The organism is Saccharibacillus brassicae (assembly GCF_006542275.1).
GTDB lineage: Bacteria > Bacillota > Bacilli > Paenibacillales > Paenibacillaceae > Saccharibacillus > Saccharibacillus brassicae.
Genome location: NZ_CP041217.1, coordinates 902,996 through 923,027, shown reverse-complemented (window position 1 = coordinate 923,027; position 20,032 = coordinate 902,996). Strand labels below are relative to the sequence as shown.

The 20,032-nt window shown below is 62.0% G+C and carries 13 protein-coding genes; 10 read left to right on the top strand and 3 right to left on the bottom strand.

Features of this window, described 5'->3' with window-relative positions; all coding sequences use genetic code 11:
• Positions 1-200 precede the first annotated feature (200 nt).
• Positions 201-2,330: a methyl-accepting chemotaxis protein gene (locus tag FFV09_RS03675; RefSeq protein WP_170314924.1), complete on the top strand. Its 2,130-nt coding sequence runs from the start codon at positions 201-203 to the stop codon at positions 2,328-2,330.
• A gap of 92 nt (positions 2,331-2,422) precedes the next feature.
• Here FFV09_RS03675 and FFV09_RS03670 read toward each other — a convergent pair whose 3' ends face one another.
• Positions 2,423-4,297, bottom strand: a complete 1,875-nt coding sequence (locus FFV09_RS03670) for an IucA/IucC family protein (protein WP_141446425.1) — start codon at positions 4,295-4,297, stop codon at positions 2,423-2,425.
• 96 nt (positions 4,298-4,393) lie between these two features.
• Complete coding sequence (locus tag FFV09_RS03665; protein ID WP_141446424.1) at positions 4,394-5,674, bottom strand: MFS transporter; 1,281 nt, start codon at positions 5,672-5,674, stop codon at positions 4,394-4,396.
• Between the two features lie 233 nt (positions 5,675-5,907).
• Between FFV09_RS03665 and sbnA the strand changes: the two genes are divergently transcribed.
• From sbnA to FFV09_RS03620, 9 genes are all read left to right on the top strand, one after another.
• On the top strand, positions 5,908-6,924 hold the full coding sequence (gene sbnA / locus FFV09_RS03660; RefSeq protein WP_141446423.1) for a 2,3-diaminopropionate biosynthesis protein SbnA: 1,017 nt from the start codon (positions 5,908-5,910) through the stop codon (positions 6,922-6,924).
• A 56-nt stretch (positions 6,925-6,980) separates the two neighbouring features.
• Complete coding sequence (gene sbnB / locus FFV09_RS03655; RefSeq protein ID WP_141446422.1) at positions 6,981-8,000, top strand: 2,3-diaminopropionate biosynthesis protein SbnB; 1,020 nt, start codon at positions 6,981-6,983, stop codon at positions 7,998-8,000.
• Positions 8,001-8,083: 83 nt separating this feature from the next.
• Complete coding sequence (locus FFV09_RS03650; protein WP_141446421.1) at positions 8,084-9,373, top strand: type III PLP-dependent enzyme; 1,290 nt, start codon at positions 8,084-8,086, stop codon at positions 9,371-9,373.
• 58 nt (positions 9,374-9,431) lie between these two features.
• Positions 9,432-11,282, top strand: a complete 1,851-nt coding sequence (locus FFV09_RS03645; RefSeq protein WP_170314923.1) for an IucA/IucC family protein — start codon at positions 9,432-9,434, stop codon at positions 11,280-11,282.
• Positions 11,279-13,267, top strand: coding sequence for an IucA/IucC family protein (locus FFV09_RS03640; RefSeq protein WP_141446419.1), 1,989 nt, complete (start codon positions 11,279-11,281; stop codon positions 13,265-13,267). The genes FFV09_RS03645 and FFV09_RS03640 overlap by 4 nt, the downstream gene beginning before the upstream one ends.
• 119 nt (positions 13,268-13,386) lie before the next feature.
• Complete coding sequence (locus FFV09_RS03635) at positions 13,387-14,379, top strand: ABC transporter substrate-binding protein (protein WP_141446418.1); 993 nt, start codon at positions 13,387-13,389, stop codon at positions 14,377-14,379.
• A 151-nt stretch (positions 14,380-14,530) separates the two neighbouring features.
• Complete coding sequence (locus FFV09_RS03630; RefSeq protein WP_141446417.1) at positions 14,531-15,523, top strand: FecCD family ABC transporter permease; 993 nt, start codon at positions 14,531-14,533, stop codon at positions 15,521-15,523.
• Positions 15,520-16,524: a FecCD family ABC transporter permease gene (locus FFV09_RS03625; RefSeq protein ID WP_141446416.1), complete on the top strand. Its 1,005-nt coding sequence runs from the start codon at positions 15,520-15,522 to the stop codon at positions 16,522-16,524. Before FFV09_RS03630 ends, FFV09_RS03625 begins: the two co-directional genes overlap by 4 nt.
• Before the next feature lie 42 nt (positions 16,525-16,566).
• Positions 16,567-18,162: a helix-turn-helix domain-containing protein gene (locus FFV09_RS03620; protein ID WP_141446415.1), complete on the top strand. Its 1,596-nt coding sequence runs from the start codon at positions 16,567-16,569 to the stop codon at positions 18,160-18,162.
• 116 nt (positions 18,163-18,278) lie between these two features.
• Here FFV09_RS03620 and FFV09_RS03615 read toward each other — a convergent pair whose 3' ends face one another.
• Positions 18,279-19,871 (bottom strand): catalase, encoded by a 1,593-nt coding sequence (locus FFV09_RS03615; protein WP_141446414.1) that lies wholly within the window; start codon positions 19,869-19,871, stop codon positions 18,279-18,281.
• Positions 19,872-20,032 lie beyond the last annotated feature (161 nt).

Genomic DNA, 20,032 nt, shown 5'->3' with positions numbered 1-20,032 from the left:
GGGATAACGGGGGAAATCCGATCCTTGAATCGGAGAGCGGACAAGCGGAAGGAAAAGGGAAACCTTCGCTGAACCTTTTGAGAAAAAATAAAGAACCGAAAAAGGTCCGGGAGAAAAAGCCAAAGCTGCCGAAGGTCGTTCCGGGGACATTTAGAAATGGTTCTGAAGGTACTGGACGAAATGAGAACGCTTTAAAGGGTATGGCTGCGCGGCTGCTGCCCGGCCTCGGCTCGAAAAAAGGCGGCCGTTCCAATCTGCCGAAACGTTCCGCGCGCGAGTGGGGAAGCGCGATGGGCGGAGCGCTCAAAAACTGGCGCGTGCTCGATCCGGGCAAGTCGGTAGGCGTTCGCCTGTTTCTTATCTTCCTCGTGAGCATGGTCGTCTTCGTGTCTTCGCTCGGCATTTTCTCGTACGTCAAAGCCCGCGACACGATCAAGGCAAACGCCGCGACGGCCAACGAGCAGACGATTATCCAGACTTCGGAGAAGCTGGACATCATTTTGCAGCGCTACATGGATTCGTCGACGCAGATCTTTTTCAATCCGGAAATTCAGGACGCGATCAACAACTTGCAGCGGGCGACGAGCGATTTCGACCGTTTGCAGGCTTATCGCGAGATCAACGAATCGCTGAGCAATCAGGTTAACGTCACAAGCGGGCTGCAGTCGGTCTTCTTCCTGTCGACCGACGAAGCCTCGAACGATTTATTCACGGCGGGCAACCGCCTTCCGACGGCGGAAGAAATCCGCGGCACGGCCTGGTACAAAGAGCTGACGACGAGCAAGACGAACGTGAAGTGGATTCCGACCGACGTCGAACGCAGCAGTTATTCGCTGGTCCGGCTCATGTCCACGACGAACGGCAGCGGAGCGAAGTTCGTCATCGGCCTGCAGCTTGACGTCCAGACGCTGGAAGAACAGCTGGCCTCTGTCCAGTTCGGGGAAGGCAGCCATATCGAACTCGTCTCGGCCGACGGCACGAACGTCGCTTCCGACAAGGAAGGATCGGCGGGCCAGCCGAGCACTTACGTGTTCGACCAGGACCAGCTCGGCGAGAGCGGCAAGTTCGAAGCGAAGCAGTTCGGCACCACGGTGCTGGCCGCGTACAATACGATGGAGTCCTCCGGCTGGAAGCTGATCGGAACGGTTCCGGTCAAAGTGCTGCTCGAAGGCGCGTCCGGCATCCTGATCCTGATCGTGATTTTCGTTGCGGTGGCCGTGCTCGTGGCGATCGCGATCGGCATCTGGATGGTCCGTATGATCGGCCGTCCGCTCGGCCACCTCAAAGGCTTGATGCAGGAAGGCGCGACAGGCAATCTGAGCGTGCGCACCGATTACCGTTCGAGAGACGAGATCGGCGAACTGTCGACCGCGTTCAACCAGATGATGGACCGCATTACCGACCTCGTTCGCCAGACGACGGATACGGCGCAGCAGGTGCTTGATACGGCCGGCGAACTGGAGACCGCTTCGAAGCAGACGGCGTCTTCGGCCCGCGAGATCGCGATCGCGACGGAAGAAATCGCGAACGGAGCGTCGAGCCTGGCGCAGGAAGCGGAGAAGAGCACGGAGTTGACCGAGCGAATCGGCGAACGGATGGAAAACGTCGTCTCCGCCAACCGCGAAATGGACGCTTCGGCGCGGGAAGTCCAGACGGCGAGCCGTCAGGGAACGGTCCATCTGGACAAGCTGCTGACCCAGACCGGCAGCACGGAGAATATGGTGCGTTCGCTCGTGACGCGGGTCGACGCGCTCAAGGAAAGCACGGCTTCGGTCATGAAAGTGCTCGACGTCATGCAGAACATTACGAAGCAGACCAATATTCTGTCGCTGAACGCGACGATCGAAGCGGCCCGCGCGGGAGCGGCGGGGCAGGGCTTCATGGTCGTCGCCGGCGAAATCCGGCAGTTGGCCAGCCGTTCGCGCGAATCGATCGACATGGTCGGCGAGATTACCGACAATATCCAGTCCGAGATGGACGAGACGGTGCGTACGCTGTCGACCGTCTACCCGATGTTCCAGGAGCAGGTGCAGTCCGTGAAGCAGACGAGCGGCATCTTCGACTCGGTGCAGGATCAGATGCAGCAGTTCTCCGGCAAGCTGGACGGCGTAACAGCGTCGATCGGCGAACTGGGCAGTGCCCAGAAGACGATGGCCGAAGCGATGACGAGCGTCAGCGCCGTCGCCGAGCAGTCTTCCGCCACGTCGGAAGAAGTCGCTTCGCTCAGCAGCGAGCAGCAGAATGTCGGCGTGCGGTTGGTCGAACTGTCGGCCAAGCTCAGCAACGCTTCGAACGAATTGAAAGATTCGATTTCAAAATTCACGATCTGATCGGAGCGGGAATGAGTTCGTCGGATTAACCGTCCCGCAAGCCGGTTGAGTATAAGCAAAAAGCCTGTTCCTCCACGGAACAGGCTTTTTGCTTATCTTTTTTTCGGAAGGATCGGGTTCGGGATATCGACGTACAGCGGCGTCTCGCCGCGCTGGTGGAAGCGGCTGAGCAGATTGGCTTTGGCCGGCAGCGTCGGCGACGTCAACAGGTCGTGTGCGACGGCGCGAAGCCGCGCGTCCGAAGGGTCTTCGGCCAGCGTCGCAAGCGTCTGCCGCACGACGGTCCAGAAGAGAGGCTCCGCCTGCCCGGAATAATAAGCGAGCCGCTGCACCACGTGACTGAGATGATTGACGAAAAAGTAATATTTCAATCGGTGCAGCGCTTCTTCGCCCGAGTACAGGACGGGGCTGTCCGCGCGGACCAGCGTGCCGATCCAGCCGTGGCTCTGCGCAAGGGTGCGATCGACGCTGATGCCTTCCAGGTCGCGCACGAGCAGCGCCGAAGGCCGGCCGTTTTCGAGGCGCAGCATCGAATTTTGCACATGCGCTTCCAGGCTGATGCCGAACCGGGCATACAGCCGGAGGATCGGTACGATCGACACATCCGCATAGTCGCGGAACCAGCCGATCCAGCCGCTCCAGCCGCTCGCGTGGTTCCGGTCGCTTTCCGTGCCGGAGCGGCCTGCCGGCTGATCGGCCGGCTGATCGCGTCCAGAGGCGTCCGGCGTGTTCGGGCTGCCCGGGCCGCTTGTGCTGCGCCGGTTTTCGCGCACGGCGCGGAACAGCAGCGGCTCCGCTTCGCCGGGCAGCACTTCCAGCAGCGAAGCCAGCACGTACGGTACGCTGCGTGAAGAGTCCGACAGATCCGGCGCTTCGCGCACGATCATCGAAAAGCCGGACATGAGCGTCTCCCGCTCGGCCGCTTCCGTATCCGGAAGCGACAGCGTCCGGTAGCCGGTCTCCAGCAGGAGACCAAACCGCGGGGAATCGTTCTCCCGCTGCACGGCAGCCGCGATCCGGGAAGCGTCCAGCGTGCGAAGCAGCTGTTCTTCGCTGTTCTCGCGTATAAAATTGGTGATGCGAATATGCAGCGACAGCTTGTAGAAGCATTGTTCTGTCGGGTTCCATACGGTTCGGACCGAAGAAGTGGGCACGACCCGCGGGCCGATCGGGCCCAGATCGACAAGGTCGCCCGCGGCCAGCAGCCGCTGCACGCTGTCGAGCGAGCGAAGATAGCGGGCCTGCCAAGGATGGCAGGGAAGAATCCGGTACGGCCTGCCCCGCGGCGGCAGCAGCCGAGAAGCGGCTTCCCGCATTTCGGCGGGAACCCACGCCGCGTCGGGATCGCCGCCGCCGGCTTCGAGCCAGTCTTCGGCGATCAGTTCCGGGGCGGCGGCGAAGCCGTGCAGCGCGAAGTCGACGCCGTATTCCGGCGAATACGCGAGCGAATCGGAAGGGCTGAAGCCTTCCAGACTTTTGGGCGTGGGATGAAACGGATGGCCGCACAGAAGCGACTGCTCGGCGCGGCGGAAATCGAGCGCGGCCGGAGCGCCGGCAGGCGACGCATGCCGCAGATACGCGGTCATGCGATGCAGGCTGTTGCCGATCGCCTCTTCCAGTTGTCTCCGCTTCAAGTCGGCCGAAACGGGACCCAGCGCATTCGGGCCAAGCTGCGCGGCCGCCGCAATCTCGCTCAGCAGCCGCTCGATGACCTGCTCGAAAGCAAGCGGCTGCCAGTCGTCGACCGGCCGCGCTTCGATCTCGATCCCGTACAGCCGATCGCCGTATTCATGATGGCCGGCATCGGAACGATGCCGCAGCGTGCCGTAGATGCGCTGCCCGGTAGCGGGCAGCAAGGCCGCAAGCGACAGACCCGGCAGGGAAGGGTCGTCGATGAAGGGATCGGTCTGCCCCGTTTCGCGCAAATAGGCATTGAGAATCCGGGTTAGCGTCTCGCGCTGCGCCAAGGCGGAAGCGGCTTCGCCGGTCCCCGCGGATTCGGGGCGGACAAGCGGGCCGGACGCGGCATATGCGGCGTCTGTATGTTGAATATCGATAAGAATTCACCCTTTCTTCGTAGATTGGAGCGGCAGCCGTTCGGCGGCTTTTTTGGCGGCCGCCGAGCTCCGCGGGATCAGGAACAGGGCGGATAGCATGACCAGGCCCATCACGACGTAGACCGAAGACAGGCCCCATAAGCCGCCGATCCGCACGCCGAGCATCGGCCCGATCAGCTGGCCGGCCATCAACAGGCTGTTCGTCGCGCCGATCCGCACGCCGCGGTCGCGATCGCTCGAAGAGTCGAGCACTTGAAGCATGACGGTCTGCAGCAGTGCGCTGTAAGCAAACCCCTGCAGCAGGCGAACGACGATCAGCCAAGCCACGCCCAGCGGAACAGCATGTGCCAGAACGCATACGCCGCACAGCAGCCCGGCGAGCTTGAGATTGCGCTCGGGCGGCCGGCGGTCGTTGCGTTTGCCCCACCAGGAAGAGCCGAGCAGCTCGCCGACAGACGACATCGCCAGCAGCAGGCCGACGAACAAGACGGCATCGTCGGACGGAATCAGTTCCCGAACGTAAGGCGTGAACATCGTGAACGTCGCAAAATCGACCAGCTTGAACAGAATGCCGGCCAGCACGAGGCGGCCGATCATTGGGTGAGACAGAAGGGAGCGAAACGCATGCCCGATCCCGCCGCGGCCGTCGGTTTGCGCCGATAGGGCCGGCGGCCGCGATACCTGCGAAGAGTCAACCTGACGATCGCTTTGCTGCGCGTCGCCCAGCTTCCAGGCGGCCAGCAGCGCAAAAGCCAGCGTCAGAGCCGCGGTGAGGAACAGCAGCGGGCGGCTGCCCCATAAATGGACGCACAGACTGCCGAGCAGAGGCCCGGCAAGCAGTCCGGCCGCCGAAGCGCGTTCAAGCGTCCCCAGCGCCGAGCCCCGCCGATCGGCCGGAGCATGCGACCCGACAAAAGCGCTGCTGGCATCCGAAATGCCGCCGAACGCGCCCTGACAGAGACGGAACAGGAAAAATTGGAACGGAGTCTGGGCGAACCCCATCAACATCATGCTGAGAGCGAGCCCGACCAGCGCCCGCACCACCATCCATTTCCGGCTCCATCGATCACCGATTTTGCCCCATACAGGAGTCAGCAGCGCATACGACAGAGCGGGTGCCGACACCGACAGTCCGGTCCACAGCAGCACTTCCTGCGGGGTGCCCGCGTTCATTTCTTCCAGGTAATACGGAATGAACGGGCTGATCCCGGTCAATCCCGCGCTGGACAGAAAACGTCCGCCCGACAAGAGGCGCAGGCTGTTATTCCAGGCGGGCGAAGACTTCATGCAAGCGATTCACCTCCCCGATTTTGGCAACTTAAAATCCAAGTTCAACCAGATTATCAATAATGATTATCATTGTCAATTAAGCTTTTTTACAAATACATGCACGATATTTCACGGTTGACAGCGGGAAAAAAGCGATAGCATAATAGGGGCTGTATCCGAGGTGATATTGATAATCATTATCATGTAAAGCCTGCGGATACCTATTCGATTTGGAAAGCGGGTGCGTATTCATGGAACGAAATGCCGTGCAAGCGCAAGGTCAATCGCCCGGTGTCGCGGATTCTATTATCGATTGTATCGGCCATACTCCGCTGGTTCGGTTGAAGTCCCTGTTCGGCGAACGGGGAGCGTCCGTCTACGCGAAGCTGGAATTGATGAACCCCGGCGGAAGCATGAAAGACCGCTCTGCGCAGTACATTATCGAGCACGGGCTGCGCGACGGAACGATCAAGCCCCATACCCACGTCATCGAGAGCACTTCGGGCAATTTTGGGATCGGGCTGGCGCTCATGTGCAAAAAATACGGCCTGAAGTTTACGTGCGTGGTCGATCCGAAAATCACGTCCACCAATCTGCGCCTGATCGAATGTCTCGGCGCGAATATCGATCGGGTGACGGAAGCCGATGCGTACGGAAGCTATCTGCAATCGCGGATTCGGCGGGTGCAGGAGCTGTCCGCCCGCGATGCGAACGCGTATTGGGTGAATCAATACGCCAATCCGCTGAATTGGCAGGCGCATTATCACGGCGCCGGCGCGGAAATCGTCGAGCAGATGCGCGGGCGGATCGACGTGCTGGTGTGCGCGGTCAGCACGACCGGCAGCCTGCTCGGCATCTCGCGCCGGGTCAAGGAAGCCAATCCGCACGCCAAGATCGTGGCGGTCGACGCGGTCGGTTCCGTTATTTTCGGCACGCCGTCCGGACCGAGGGAGCTTCCGGGAATCGGGGCGAATCGCGTTCCCGAGCTGCTGCATCCGGCCGAGATCGATCAGGTCATCCATGTGGACGACCGGGAATCGGTCCGCGGCTGCTACAAGCTGCTGGATCGGGAAGGCATCTTTGCCGGCGGCTCGTCCGGTTCGCTTATTGCCGCGCTCGAGAAGCTTGTGCCTACGCTTGCGCCTTCGGCCAACGTCGTGACGCTGCTGCCGGACCGCGGAGAGCGGTATCTGGACAGCGTGTATAACGAACGCTGGGTGGAGAACCTGCCGGGAGGCCGGATCGCTTCCGCCGAAGCCGTCAACTGAATCCATGAGCCGACAGCCGACCGAATATTCATAGAAATCACAAGGGGGAACCGCACATGAGCGTCGTTCAAACGCACAGCCTGCTCTTTTTGAGCAAACAGGATATCGAAGACCTTGAAGGGCTTCGCTCCGATCTTTATGTCACAGCCGTTACCCGGGCGCTGGAGCTGCATGCCCGCCAAGAAACGGTACAGCCTTTAAAGCCTTATTTGCGCGTCGACGAAGAGAATGGACATATCGCCGACCGGATTATCGCCATGCCCGCCCACGTCGGCGGCGACGTCGCCATGAGCGGACTGAAATGGATCGGCAGCAAGCACGACAATCCGCAGAAACGGGACAAAGAGCGGGCCAGCGCCCTGATCATTCTCAATGATCCGGACAGCAATTACCCGGTCGCCGTCCTGGAAGGCAGCCTGATCAGCGGCATGCGCACGGCGGCCGTCACGGTGATCGGAGCCAAACATTTGGCCAGGCCGGGCTTCGGTACCGTTAGCGTGATCGGCTGCGGCGTAATCGCCAAAATGCAGATCGTCTCGCTGCTGGAGCAGTTCGAAACGATCGGCAAGCTGTACCTGTTCGACCTGAACGCCGAAGCTTCGAGCCGGTTGGCGGCGGAGATCGGGCTTCGTTTCCCGCAGGTGACGATCGAAATAGCGGAAACGTCCGAGCGTGCCGTCCGGGCAGCCGAAGTGCTGATTACGGCCACGGTCGCTTCAAGCCCGCATATTCCGTACGCCTGGATATCCAGAGGCACGTTCATCAGCAATATCTCGATCATGGATTTGCACAAAGACGTTTTCCTCGGAGCCGACAAAGTGGTCGTGGACGATTGGGATCAAGCGAATCGGGAGAAAAAAACGCTGCATCAGCTCGTGCAGGAAGGTTCTTTTTCCCGCGAACGGCTGCACGCCGAATTGGGCGAGATCGTCGCGGGCGACAAGCCCGGCCGCGAACATGCAGACGAGATCATCGTGCTGAACCCGATGGGGATGGCGATCGAAGACATCTCCAGCGCGGCGGAAGTGTACAAGCGGGCGCTCGCGCAGGGCAAAGGGACGCGGTTATGGATGTAAAACAACGGGATACGGGGCAGCGGGATACGGAACGACGAACGGAACGACGAAATGTGGAACGACGGGAGGCGGAACCACGGGACATGGAAACGTCGGATGCGCAACGACGGGAGGCGGAGTCGCGCAATCCGGAACAAACGGCGGCCCGCGATTCGTCGGCGCAGCAGCGGTCGGATGCCCGCGTGCGCGCCTGCGTGCGCGAACTGAAGCGGCCCGGCGAACCGCTGTGCGCTTATGTGCGCGATCTCGACCGGTTGGCGGAGCATGTCGGCGATCTGGTTCGCCGGCTGCCTGCCCGGACCGAGCTGTTCTATGCGATCAAAGCGAATTCCGAACAGGAAGTGCTGCGCGCTCTTGCTCCTGTTGTGCACGGCTTCGAAGTCGCTTCGTTGGGAGAAGTCGAGAAAGTGCGGGAAGTGTCCGCGGACATCCCGATCCTGTTCGGGGGACCCGGCAAGACGGAAGCCGAACTGGAAGGCGCGATCCGGCATGGCGTACGGCTTATTCACGTCGAGAGCCTGCATGAGCTGCGCAAGCTGGACGATCTGGCCGGCCGCCGCGGCGCGGCCGTGTCCGTGCTGCTGCGCATCAACCTCAAAGGTCCGCTGCCGCAGGCGACGCTTGCGATGGGCGGACGCCCGACCCAATTCGGAATCGACGAAAGCCTGCTTCCGCACGTCATGGAGCAGCTTCCGAAGCTGACGCATATTCGGGTGGAAGGGCTGCATTTCCATTCCCTGTCCAATAATCTGGACGCGGAGCAGCATGTGAAGCTGGTGGACTATTACTGCCGCTTCGCGCAGGAATGGGCGCAGCGGTACGGCTATCCGCTGCGGTATCTCAATGCCGGAGGCGGCATCGGCGTCCATTACGCGCAGCTCGAACGGCAGTTCGACGGCGCGCTGTTCGCCGGCGGACTGGCTTCCGTGCTGGAGCAGGCGCTGCCGCCGGAGACGACGCTGCTGTTTGAATGCGGACGGTACCTCACCGCTTCGAGCGGGTATTACGCCGCCGAAGTGCTGGACGTGAAAAGCAATCACGGCCGCAATTACGTCGTCGTGCGCGGCGGGACGCATCATTTCAGGCTGCCGTCGTCCTGGCAGCACAGCCATCCGTTCGAAGTGCTGCCGATCGACGAGTGGCCGCACGCCTACGGCCGGCCGGAGCTTCCGCCGAACGCGCCGTATACGGTCGTCGGCCAGCTCTGCACGCCCAAAGACGTATTGGCCAGCGACGTTTCGGCAGCCGAAAACGTCGGCGTCCGGGTAGGCGACGTGCTGCTGTTCCGGTATGCCGGCGCTTACGGCTGGGCGATTTCACATCACGATTTTCTGAGCCATCCGCATCCCGAGCATGTCTATTTACGGGAATGAAGAAGACGGACGGAGGAAGACGACGGACGAAAGTCCCTATATTTGGAGGAGGTGCGCGATGGACGGTTTGACAGCGGCGCTTGCCGGATCGGTGGAGATGACCGCCGTTCGGCGGCGCGTATTCCGGCAGCTGATCGAGTCTTTGCTCTACGAACAAATGATTCGGGACCCGATTATTACGGACGCGGCGGAGCGGGAATACACACTGGAAGGACAAACGGCGGAAGGGCAAGCGGTGCAGTACGTGTTCCGGGCCGCGCGAAAACAAAGTTTCGATCGTATCCGGCTGTCCGACCGGCCTGTGCTGCGGATCGGCGCGGAAGGGACGAACGAAGCGGAATCGGTCGCCCTGTTCGTGCACGAATTGTCCGCGCAGATCGGCGCGCCCGCGCATCTGCTGGCGCGTTTCGTGAACGAGCTGCAGCAGACGCTGTGGAAAGACGCCCAGTCCGCAGCCGAACCGGCAAGCCGGCTCGGTCCGTACGACAAGGACTATGACGGCTGGGAATCGGCGATGACCGAAGGTCATCCGTACCATCCGTGCTACAAATCGCGGATCGGTTTTACGCTGGCCGACAACCGGGCGTACGGACCGGAATTCAGCCCGGAATTCCAGCTGGTCTGGATCGCGATCCGGCATGACGCGGTGCGCCTGTCGACGTCAGCTTCGGTCGGCAGTTACGCGGCTTTTGTCCGGGAACAACTGGGTACCGCCGAAGCGCAGCGGATCGGCCGCCTGTTCGGCGCAGCGGCGCCGGGGGCGAGTCTGGAAGACTATGCGTGCGTGCCGGTGCATCCGTGGCAGTGGGAGCGGGTTCTCTCGACCGCCTGCCTCGATCAACTCTCGTCCGGACAACTGATCTTTCTCGGCCGGGCCGGAGACAGGTACCGTCCCCAGCAGTCGATCCGCACGCTGACCAATCTCGATCGGCCGGACCAACCTTACGTCAAGCTGCCGATGAATATCGTGAATACGTCTTCGGGCCGCATTTTGGCGCAGCATACGATTCTGAACGCGGCCCGCGTCTCCGACTGGATTGGCCGGATGGCGGAGGAAGATCCTTTTCTGCATACGGAACTTCGGCTGATCGTGCTGCGGGAAATCGTCGGCATCTCTTACGACCACCAGAAGCTGCCGGACCTGCTGGAGCAAAGCGTGTACGGTTCGCTGGGCGCGATCTGGCGCGAAAGCCTGCATCCGCATCTGACGGACGACGAAGCGGCGTTTCCGTTCAATATGCTGACCCGGCTGGAACGTTCGGGCGAGCCGACGATCGATCCGTGGATTCGGCAGCACGGAGCGGAGAATTGGTGCCGGCAGCTGATTGCCGTGGCGACGGCTCCGCTGCTGCATCTGCTCTATGCTTACGGGGCGGGTCTGGAATCGCATGCGCAGAACATGATTGTGATCGTCGAGCACGGGTGGCCGACCCGGATCGCGCTCAAAGATTTTCACGACGGCGTACGGTACTGTCCGTCTTTGCCGCATCCGTTCGGTTATCCGGGCGTCGATTATCCGCCGGCCAATCACCACGGGGTGAACCGCAATTCGTTTCTGGAAAAAGAACGTCCGGACGAAGTGAAAGATTTTATGCTGGATGCGCTGCTGTTTATCCATTTGACGGAACTGGCGTTTTTTGTAGAAAAACAGTACGGCTTGAGCGAAACGGATTGGTGGAGACTGGTGGCGGAAGCCGTGCTGGACTATCAGGCGCGCTTCCCGGAACGGAGCGAGCGGTATGCGCAGTTTGACGTTTTTTCGGCCGATATCGAAGTGGAGCAGTTGACCCGAAGACGCCTGCACGAAGGGCCGGGCGACTGCGTGCACCGCGCGGCCAATCCGCTGCATACACACAGGCCGGCACGGCCGGATCAAGCGCCACGGGCGGAAGGAGCGGGACTTGGATGAAGAAAAAGGAAAATCGGGAGCGCGATCGGTATGCCGAAGCGTTATCGTCGCCGCATGATGCCGCCGCGCGCAGACGCATATTCAAGCAGCTCGTCGAATCGCTGCTGTATGAAGGGATCGTCGAAGCGTCGGAAACGGCCGGGCCGGATGGATTGACGGTATGGACGCTGGCGGGACGCGACGCCGAAGGCCGGCCGGTCGCTTATCGCTGCACCGGCCGAGCGCATCTGACGTTCGGCCGGCTGCGCTTGACGGACGAACCGGTGCAGCGCGAAGGCCCCCGGCCGTCCGGCAGCGCGGAGCGCAGGCCGACAGCCGTGTCGGACGCCGGAGCGGCAGCCGCGCAGGCGGCGGACGAATCGGCTGCCGAATTGGCGGAGGAAGCCCGGCCCGCGGCGGAAGAAGCCCGGTCGATCGCTTTGTTTCTGCTGGAGATTACGTTGTCCGGCACGCCCGACCCGGCGAAACGGCTGTCTTTTATCCGGGAACTGGAACAGACGCTGCTCAACGATACGCTGGCCCGGCATTGGAACGCGGTCCGCTTCCGGCAAGGGCTGTCCGCCGCGCCGTCGGACGAAGATTGGGAGCAGCGGCTGATCGACGGGCATCCGTATCATCCGAGCTACAAATCGCGGATCGGGTTCCGGGTGGAAGACCAGCTGGCGTACGGCCCGGAATTCGGCGAGAGTATTCGGCCGATCTGGCTCGCCGTGCGCCGGGAGCGGCTGCGGTTCGGCTTCTCGGCCTCGCTCTCCGGCTCCGGCGGAGAAGAAGGCTGGATCGCGGATCAGTCGGGCGCAGCGGTCTATGCCGGATTCCGGCGCAAGCTGCGGCAGGCCGGCGCGGACGAACGCGATTACGGGATCGTGCCGGTCCATCCCTGGCAGTGGCGCAGCGTGATCTCTTCGGCGTTGGCGGACGAGATCCGGCAGGGCAGCGTGATTCTGCTAGGCGAAACGGACGATGTCTATACGGCGCAGCAGTCGATCCGCACGCTGGCCAACCGTTCGCGGCCGGAGGCGTATTCGCTGAAGCTGTCGCTCAGCATCGTCAATACGTCCACGAGCCGGGTCATTGCGCCGCATACGGCGCAAAATGCCCCGCTTATTACGGACTGGCTGCAGGGCCTCGCCAGCCGCGACGCCTATCTTCGCGACGAGCTGCGCCTCGTCCTGCTGGGCGAGATCGCCGGCGCGGCGTACGACAACGGCCATCTGTCCGATGAACAGAGAGCGGACGGCTACGGCGTCCTGTCGTGCATCTGGCGCGAGAGCGTGCAGCCGCGGCTGCAGGGCGGCGAAGCGTCCATGCCGTTCAACGGACTCTGCTGCGTAGATGCCGCAGGGCGGCCGTTTATCGACGCCTGGGTCCGGCGGCACGGGGCGGCGAACTGGTTGGAACAGCTGCTGAACGTATCGGTGCTGCCGATCATTCACTGGCTGTTCGCCCACGGGATCGCTTTCGAATCGCATGCGCAAAATATGCTGCTTATTCATGAAGAAGGCTGGCCCGTGCGGATCGCGCTCAAAGATTTTCACGACGGTATCCGCTTCAAGCCCGAACTGCTGGCGCAGCCGGAACGCTGTCCCGCCTTTGCGGACGTGCCGGCATACCACCGCCGGGTGAACCGCAATTCCTTTTTGGTCGCGGACGATCCGGCGGAGGTGCGGGACTTCGTGCACGATGCTTTTTTCTTTATCAATCTCGGGGAACTGGCGCTGTTTATGCACAAACATTACGGTCTGTCGGAGACTTGGTTCTGGACCGAAGTGCGCGCCGTTATCGCCTCGTACCAGCGCCGTTTCCCCGAGCACCGGGAGCGGTACGAGCTGCTGTCGCCGTTTGCGGCCACGATCGGCGTGGAACAGCTGACGAAGCGCAGAATGTACGCCGACGACGAACTCCATATGCACCAGGTGCCCAATCCGCTGGCCGAAGCCAGCCGCGAAAGCCGCGCCAAAACGGCTGTACCTACGCGTACGTAATCAAAAAGTATATGAGATCGAATTATTATTGCATGGACTAAGCAAGCATGATCGGGTATCTTTTTATTAATAATGAGAATCATTATTAGTTGAAGTTTACCGAGGAAAGAGGGGGCGCTATGTCTATTCAAAGCAAAAGACAGAAAAAAGGAACGTTTTTCTGGATGAATGCGGTGCTGTTGGCCGCTTTGGTCCTGCTTCTTGCCGGATGCGGCAATCCGGGGGCCGGCGCGGCCGATCCGGCCGCCGAAGCGAAGCCGCAGCAGGCGGCGGCCGAGACCGCCGATACGCGCAAGGTCAAGGATGCCTACGGCGAAGTGGAAGTGCCGGCGAATCCGGCAAGAATCGTCGTGCTGGACATCGGCGCGCTGGACAATTTGCTGCAAATGGGCGTGAAGCCGGTCGGGGCACCGTCCATTTTGGCGGCCGGCGATCCGTATCCGGCTTACCTGCCCGGCACGGACGGGATCGAGAATATCGGTTCGGTCAACGAACCGAATCTGGAAGCGATCGACGCGTTGAAGCCGGATCTCATCATCGGCAACAAAGATACGCATGACGCGATCCACGCGCAGTTGGCGCAGATCGCGCCGACCGTGTTCGTGGAGACGCTGGGCGTCACGTGGAAAGAAAACCTGCAGCTGCACGCGGATGCCGTCAACAAAAGCAAGGAAGGCGCCGAACTGCTGAGCGCCTATGAGCAGCGTGCCGCGAAGATGGGCGAAGCCCTGGCGGCGCAGCAGCCTACGGAAGTGTCGCTGATCCGTCCGCGCGAAGACAAAATCCAGATCTATTTGACCGAGACGTTCGCAGGCACGATTATGCGGGATGCCGGCGTCGTCCGTCCGGCGGCGCAGCAGGCCGCCGAATTTTCCAAAGACGTGACGGAAGAGCAGATCGCCGATCTCGACGGAGACGTCATCTTGTGGTTCGACCGGGAACCGGACGCTTTCGCGAAGCTGGAGCAGAGCGCACTGTTCGCAACGCTCAAAGCGGTGCAGGACAAACGCGTCTATCCGGTGAACTGGGAATACTGGCTGAGCGGACTCGGCATTCAGGCGGCGAACAAAGTGCTGGACGACCTGGATACGCACGTCGTTCATCCTTCGTAAGGCATCGTCCGCGGCCTACTGGCCGCAGATCGATTTCTCCGTCGGCCCGCCTTGCCAGGCGGGGGCCAAAGCTATAAGTCTGCCCGCGAATTGGGTCGTCCCCGCGACGATCCAATTTTTCTGCATGATCGGATTGGAAGGAGAGACCACCATGACAAAAAGTAGGGGATGGAGCCTGCTGGCGCTGCTCGCGGCGCTCACGGCGCTGGCGTTCGCCGGCAGCCTCACGCTTGGCATCGTGCCGGTTCCGCTGCGCTCGGTGCTGGACGCGTTCGGCGCGTTCGACGGTTCGCGCGAGCAGCTTATTATCCGGACGGTCCGGCTGCCGAGAGCCGTGATCGCCGTGATCGTGGGCAGCGCGCTTGCCGTGGCCGGCTGCTTGATGCAGGCGATCAGCCGCAACGCGCTGGCCGGGCCGGAGCTGTTTGGCATCAATTACGGCGCGGCGCTGACCGCCGTGCTGGCTTCGTTCTGGCTCGGCACTTCTTCGCTGCGGCTGTTCGCCGCTTCTTCGCTGCTCGGCGCGGCGTTTGCGGGCCTGCTCGTCTTGGGTCTCGGCGCGGCGAGACCATCCCTGTCCCCGGTCAAGCTGGTGTTGGCGGGATCGATGCTGAACCTGCTGTTCGCTTCGCTGACGCAGGGCATTTTGATCCTGAACGAACAGTCGCTGGACACGATGCGATTCTGGCTGGCCGGTTCGTTGACGGGCCGGGATATGGCACTGCTGCTGCAGGTGCTGCCTTACCTGCTTGTCGGTCTGCTGATCGCGCTCGTCTTGAGCCATCCGCTGAACGTGTTCAAGCTCGGCGAAGAAGTGGCCCGCAATCTGGGCCAGCGCATAGGCGCGATTCGGATCGCCGCTATCGCGGCGGTCGTGCTGCTGGCCGGCGGCGCCGTGGCGATCGCCGGACCGATCGGATTCGTCGGCCTGGCCGTGCCGCATATGGCGCGAAGCCTGACCGGCGGCGATTACCGCTGGGTCATTCCGTGCGCCGCGGCGCTCGGGGCGCTGCTGCTGCTCTCGGCCGATATCGCGGCCCGGTTCGTGCTGCCGGACCGGGAGATTCCGGTCGGCGTGGTCACGGCCTTTTTCGGGGCGCCGTTCCTGATCTATCTGGCCGGGCGCAAGGAGAAATCGCTATGAGGCCTCAGACGCGCAAGCGTACCGCGGCCGTAGGGATCGTGCTGATCGGACTGAACCTGGCCGTACTGGTAATGAGCGTCATGCTCGGCGAACGTTCCGTGCCGCCGCTCGAAGTGCTGCGCAGCCTGACCGGCTTCGGCGATCCGGAATACCGGTTCACGATCTTCGAACTCCGGCTGCCGCGCGTGCTGACCGGATTTCTGGCCGGCTGCGGTCTGGCGCTGGCCGGCGCCGTGCTGCAGGTCGTCACGCGCAATCCGCTGGCTTCGCCCGGCGTGATCGGCCTGAATGCGGGAGCCGCCGCCGCGGTCGTCACCGCTCTGGTGCTCGTTCCGTCCGTACCGCTGCGGGCGATGCCCTGGGTCGCTTTCGGCGGAGCGCTGCTCGCCGTCGGCCTCGTGTACGGCTTGTCCGTCCGCGGCAGGGGCGGCGATCCCACCACGCGCATCCTGCTGATCGGCGTCGGCATTTCGGCGATCGCCGGAGCGCTGATCACGTATCTGCTGACAGCCGGCCAAATTTTCCGCGTGTCCCAGGCGTCGATCTGGATGGCCGGCAGCCTGTACGGCCGAACGTGGGAACATTTCTGGCCGCTGCTGCCGTGGCTGCTTCTGCTGTTCGCGCTGCTGCTGAGCAAATCGGTCGCGCTCGATGCTTTCCTGCTCGATACCGAATCGACGGCGGGGCTTGGCGTCCGGCTGGAGCCGATGCGGATCGCCTTCCTGCTGATCAGCACGGGGTTGGCCGGTTCGGCCGTATCGATGGTAGGCACGATCGGTTTTGTCGGCCTGATGGCGCCCCATATGGCCCGAAGTCTGGTCGGCGTGCGAAGCTTCGTTCGCCTGCCCGCCGCGGCGCTGCTCGGCGGGTTGATCGTCATGTCGGCCGACCTGATCGGCAGGCAGCTGTTCGCCCCGCACGAAATTCCCGCCGGATTGATCACCGCCCTGGTCGGCGCGCCTTACATGCTGTATTTGCTGGTTGGCCGCAGATCGCTATAATGAACATAAACAGCAAGCCAATGAGAGGCGGTTGCCCGACGCATGACATCCCAGTTGAACGAAGCGCAGCGCATGTACCTGTTGTCGTGGGCCAGCAAGCGCAAGCTGCCCAGATCGGGACGGTCCGGGCAAATACGCATTTCCGCTTATTTGCTCGGCTTCGTCATTGAAGGAGAAGGCGTCATCCTGCTGGACGGCGTTCTGCACAAAATCAAGCCGTTCCAGCTGTATCTGCTCGTGCCCGGCATGGTGTTGGACATTCCCGAAGGAAGCGGCAGCTTCGATTATTACGTCGTCCGCTTCGAGCCGATGCGGCTGTCCCGGTCAAGCGGCCGGTGCGAGGGAGAGCTGCTGCCGATGCTGCTCGGTCCGCTGTCGCCCGGACTGCTGCCCGTGCACCGGCCGCAGTCCATGCTGCAGGCGTTCGAGCGGCTGCACGAGTCGGGCCGGCGGGAAGCGGCGCGGCATTCTTTTTCCGGCCGGCTTCAACTGGAGCAGCTGCTGCATGAACTGATGCGCAGCGATCCTCCGGCGGCCGCCGTCGACGAGCGGGTTCAGCGCAGCCTTGCTTATATGAATCTGCATTATAAGCAGAAGCTGAGCATCGAGCAGCTGGCCGAGACCGCGGGCGAGATGTCCGGCCCGGCGTTCTCGCGGTTGTTCCGGCACGAGACAGGGACGACGCCGATCGAATATTTGAACCGGGTCCGTATGGAACACGGCAAGCGGATGCTGAACGGCAAAGACGCCCGGGTCAAGGAAGTCGCGGCGGAGGTCGGGTTCCGCAGCGAATTTTATTTCAGCCGCATGTTCCAGCGGCGGGTCGGCGTATCGCCGTCGCTCTACATGAAGCGCGGCACGCTCAAGGTCGCGGTCGCTTCGTCGCTCAGCCTGCACGATCATCTGACGTCGATCGAGATCGAGCCCGTATGCACGGTCGACCTGTTCCGCTATCCCGGACAAAGCGACGACGAATACGCCGGGCGGCTTGCGGACCAGCTCAAGCGGCTGCGCGAAGCCAAGCCGGACCTGATCGTCGCGGACGAGTACCATGCCGAGTTCGAGGAAGAATTCAAGCGTACGGCCGCGCCGGTCTTCCTCGATTTCTCGGTCTGGGACTGGAAGCGCAATTTCGAGCAGATCGCCGAATTGGTAGGCCGGGAACGGGAAGCTTCGGAAATGCTGACCCGGTTGTACATACAGGCGGAGATTACGGGCCGGGAACTGCGCCGCGCGCTGGGCTCGGAGCGCCTGACGATGCTGCAGGTCAATCATCGCACCGTCGGTATTCAGGGGCGGGCGAACCATCCGCTGAACGAATTGGTATACGGCGAGCTGGCGCTGAAGCCGTGCACGCAGACTCCGCGCGAAGTCTGGCGTCTGGAGATGCCGCCCGAAGCGCTGCCCGTGCTGGAAGCGGAACATCTGTTTATCCATCAGCATCACGTGCTGGCCGGCAGCGCGGACCGCTACCGGGAGCTGACCGGGACGTCGGCCTGGTCGGCGGCGGAAGCGGTCAAGCAGGGCAACGTGTACGATATTCCGAACTGGTTCGCGATGAGCTGGACGCCGCTTGGCCGGCAGCGCATCATGAACGAACTCCGGCGAACGCTCGGCCGCGCGGACGATGCCCGATGAAGCCGCCCGGGTCGTTTGCGCGGAACACGCCAAAGAGCTTTGGACCACAAGTCCAAAGCTCTTTTTGGTGCGCCGATCGCCGATCGGGAACAGAGGAAGCCATGCAGGCGGCAGGCTCAGTAAGGGCCAGCTTCGCGGCCTTTTTCCTGCGACTGTTCGACGGCTTTGTGCGGATTCGCCTGACCGTCGGCCGACTCTTCGGACTTGGCGGAGACCAGTCCTTCGGAGACGCGTCTGCCGTAATCGGCGTCGGCCTGGGTGAAGTAATCGATCATCCGTTCCTGAATATCCGATTTGCACGTCGAGAGAGCGCCGACCAGATTGTCGATCAGTTCGTCGCGCTCCCAGTCTTCGAACGAGCGGTAGGTGTCGCCGGCCTGTCCGAAGTTGTTCGGACGGTCGATCGGGGCGCGGACCAGCTTCGCATGGTATTCCGGTTCATGGTCTTTGCCCGGCTTCGGCGCTTCCTTGAGGCCGCCCATGGACGACGGTTCGTAATTGACATGCGGATTCTGGCCCGGCGCGCGATCGACTTTGAACTGCATCTGTCCGCCGCTCTGATTGGTGGCGACATGCGTCTTGGGCGCGTTGATCGGCAGCTGCAAATAGTTCGCCCCGACGCGGTGGCGCTGCGTGTCGGAGTAGGAGAACGTGCGGCCCTGCAGCATTTTATCGTCCGAGAAGTCCAGCCCGTCGACCAGCACGCCCGTGCCGAACGCCGCCTGCTCGACTTCCGTGAAGTAATCTTCGGGATTGCGGTTCAGCGTCATTTTGCCGACCGGGAGAAACGGGAACTGCTCCGGCGGCCATAGCTTCGTGTCGTCGAGCGGATCGAAGTCCAGCTCCGGGTGCTCGCCGTCTTCCATGATCTGTACGCACAGCTCCCACTCCGGGTAGTCCCCCCGTTCGATCGCTTCGTACAGATCCAGCGTGGCATGGTTGAAGTTGGTGGACTGGATCTCGTTGGCTTCTTTTTGCTTCAGGTTCTTGATTCCCTGCTTCAGCGGTTCCCAGTGGTATTTGACCAACACGCCTTCGCCTTCCGTATTGACCCATTTGTACGTATTCACGCCAGAACCCTGCATCTGCCGATAGTTGGCGGGAATGCCCCACGGCGAGAACAGGAACGTGACCATATGGGTCGCTTCCGGACTGAGCGAGACGAAGTCGAAGAAGCGTTCCATGCTCTGCACATTGGTGAGCGGGTCCGGCTTGAACGCGTGCACCATATCCGGGAATTTCAGCGGGTCGCGGATAAAGAAAACTTTGAGGTTGTTGCCGACCAGATCCCAGTTGCCGTCTTCCGTATAGAACTTCGTGGCGAACCCGCGCGGATCGCGCAGCGTCTCCGGGGAATGTCCGCCGTGAATCACGCTCGAAAAGCGGACGAACACCGGCGTTTCCTTGCCTTCTTCCTGAAACAGCTTGGCGCGGGTATATTTCGATACCGGCTCGTCTCCGGCTGTGCCGTACGCGGTAAAGACGCCGTGCGCGCCCGCTCCGCGTGCGTGAACGACCCGTTCGGGGATACGTTCGCGGTCAAAGTGGGTAATCTTTTCCAGGAACTGATAGTTTTCCAGCGTCGTCGGTCCCCGGCTGCCTACCGTGCGCACGTTCTGGTTGTCGCGGACGGGATGTCCCTGGCGGGTCGTTAACGTCATGTCGTGTTCCTGTTCGGCGTCCTGATTCGGTTTTTGTTCGTCGGTCATGAGAAGTCCCCTTTCCATCGTTCGGATAATGGATGCGGCCTGTTCCAAAGACTTACAAATAATAGGGCATACGCAAACCATATACCCGGAGCGGCAGACGTTAAAACGGCAGGGGAGAGCCCTTCATGCAACCTTCATTCCGGGCTCGGCCAGCGCCGGGA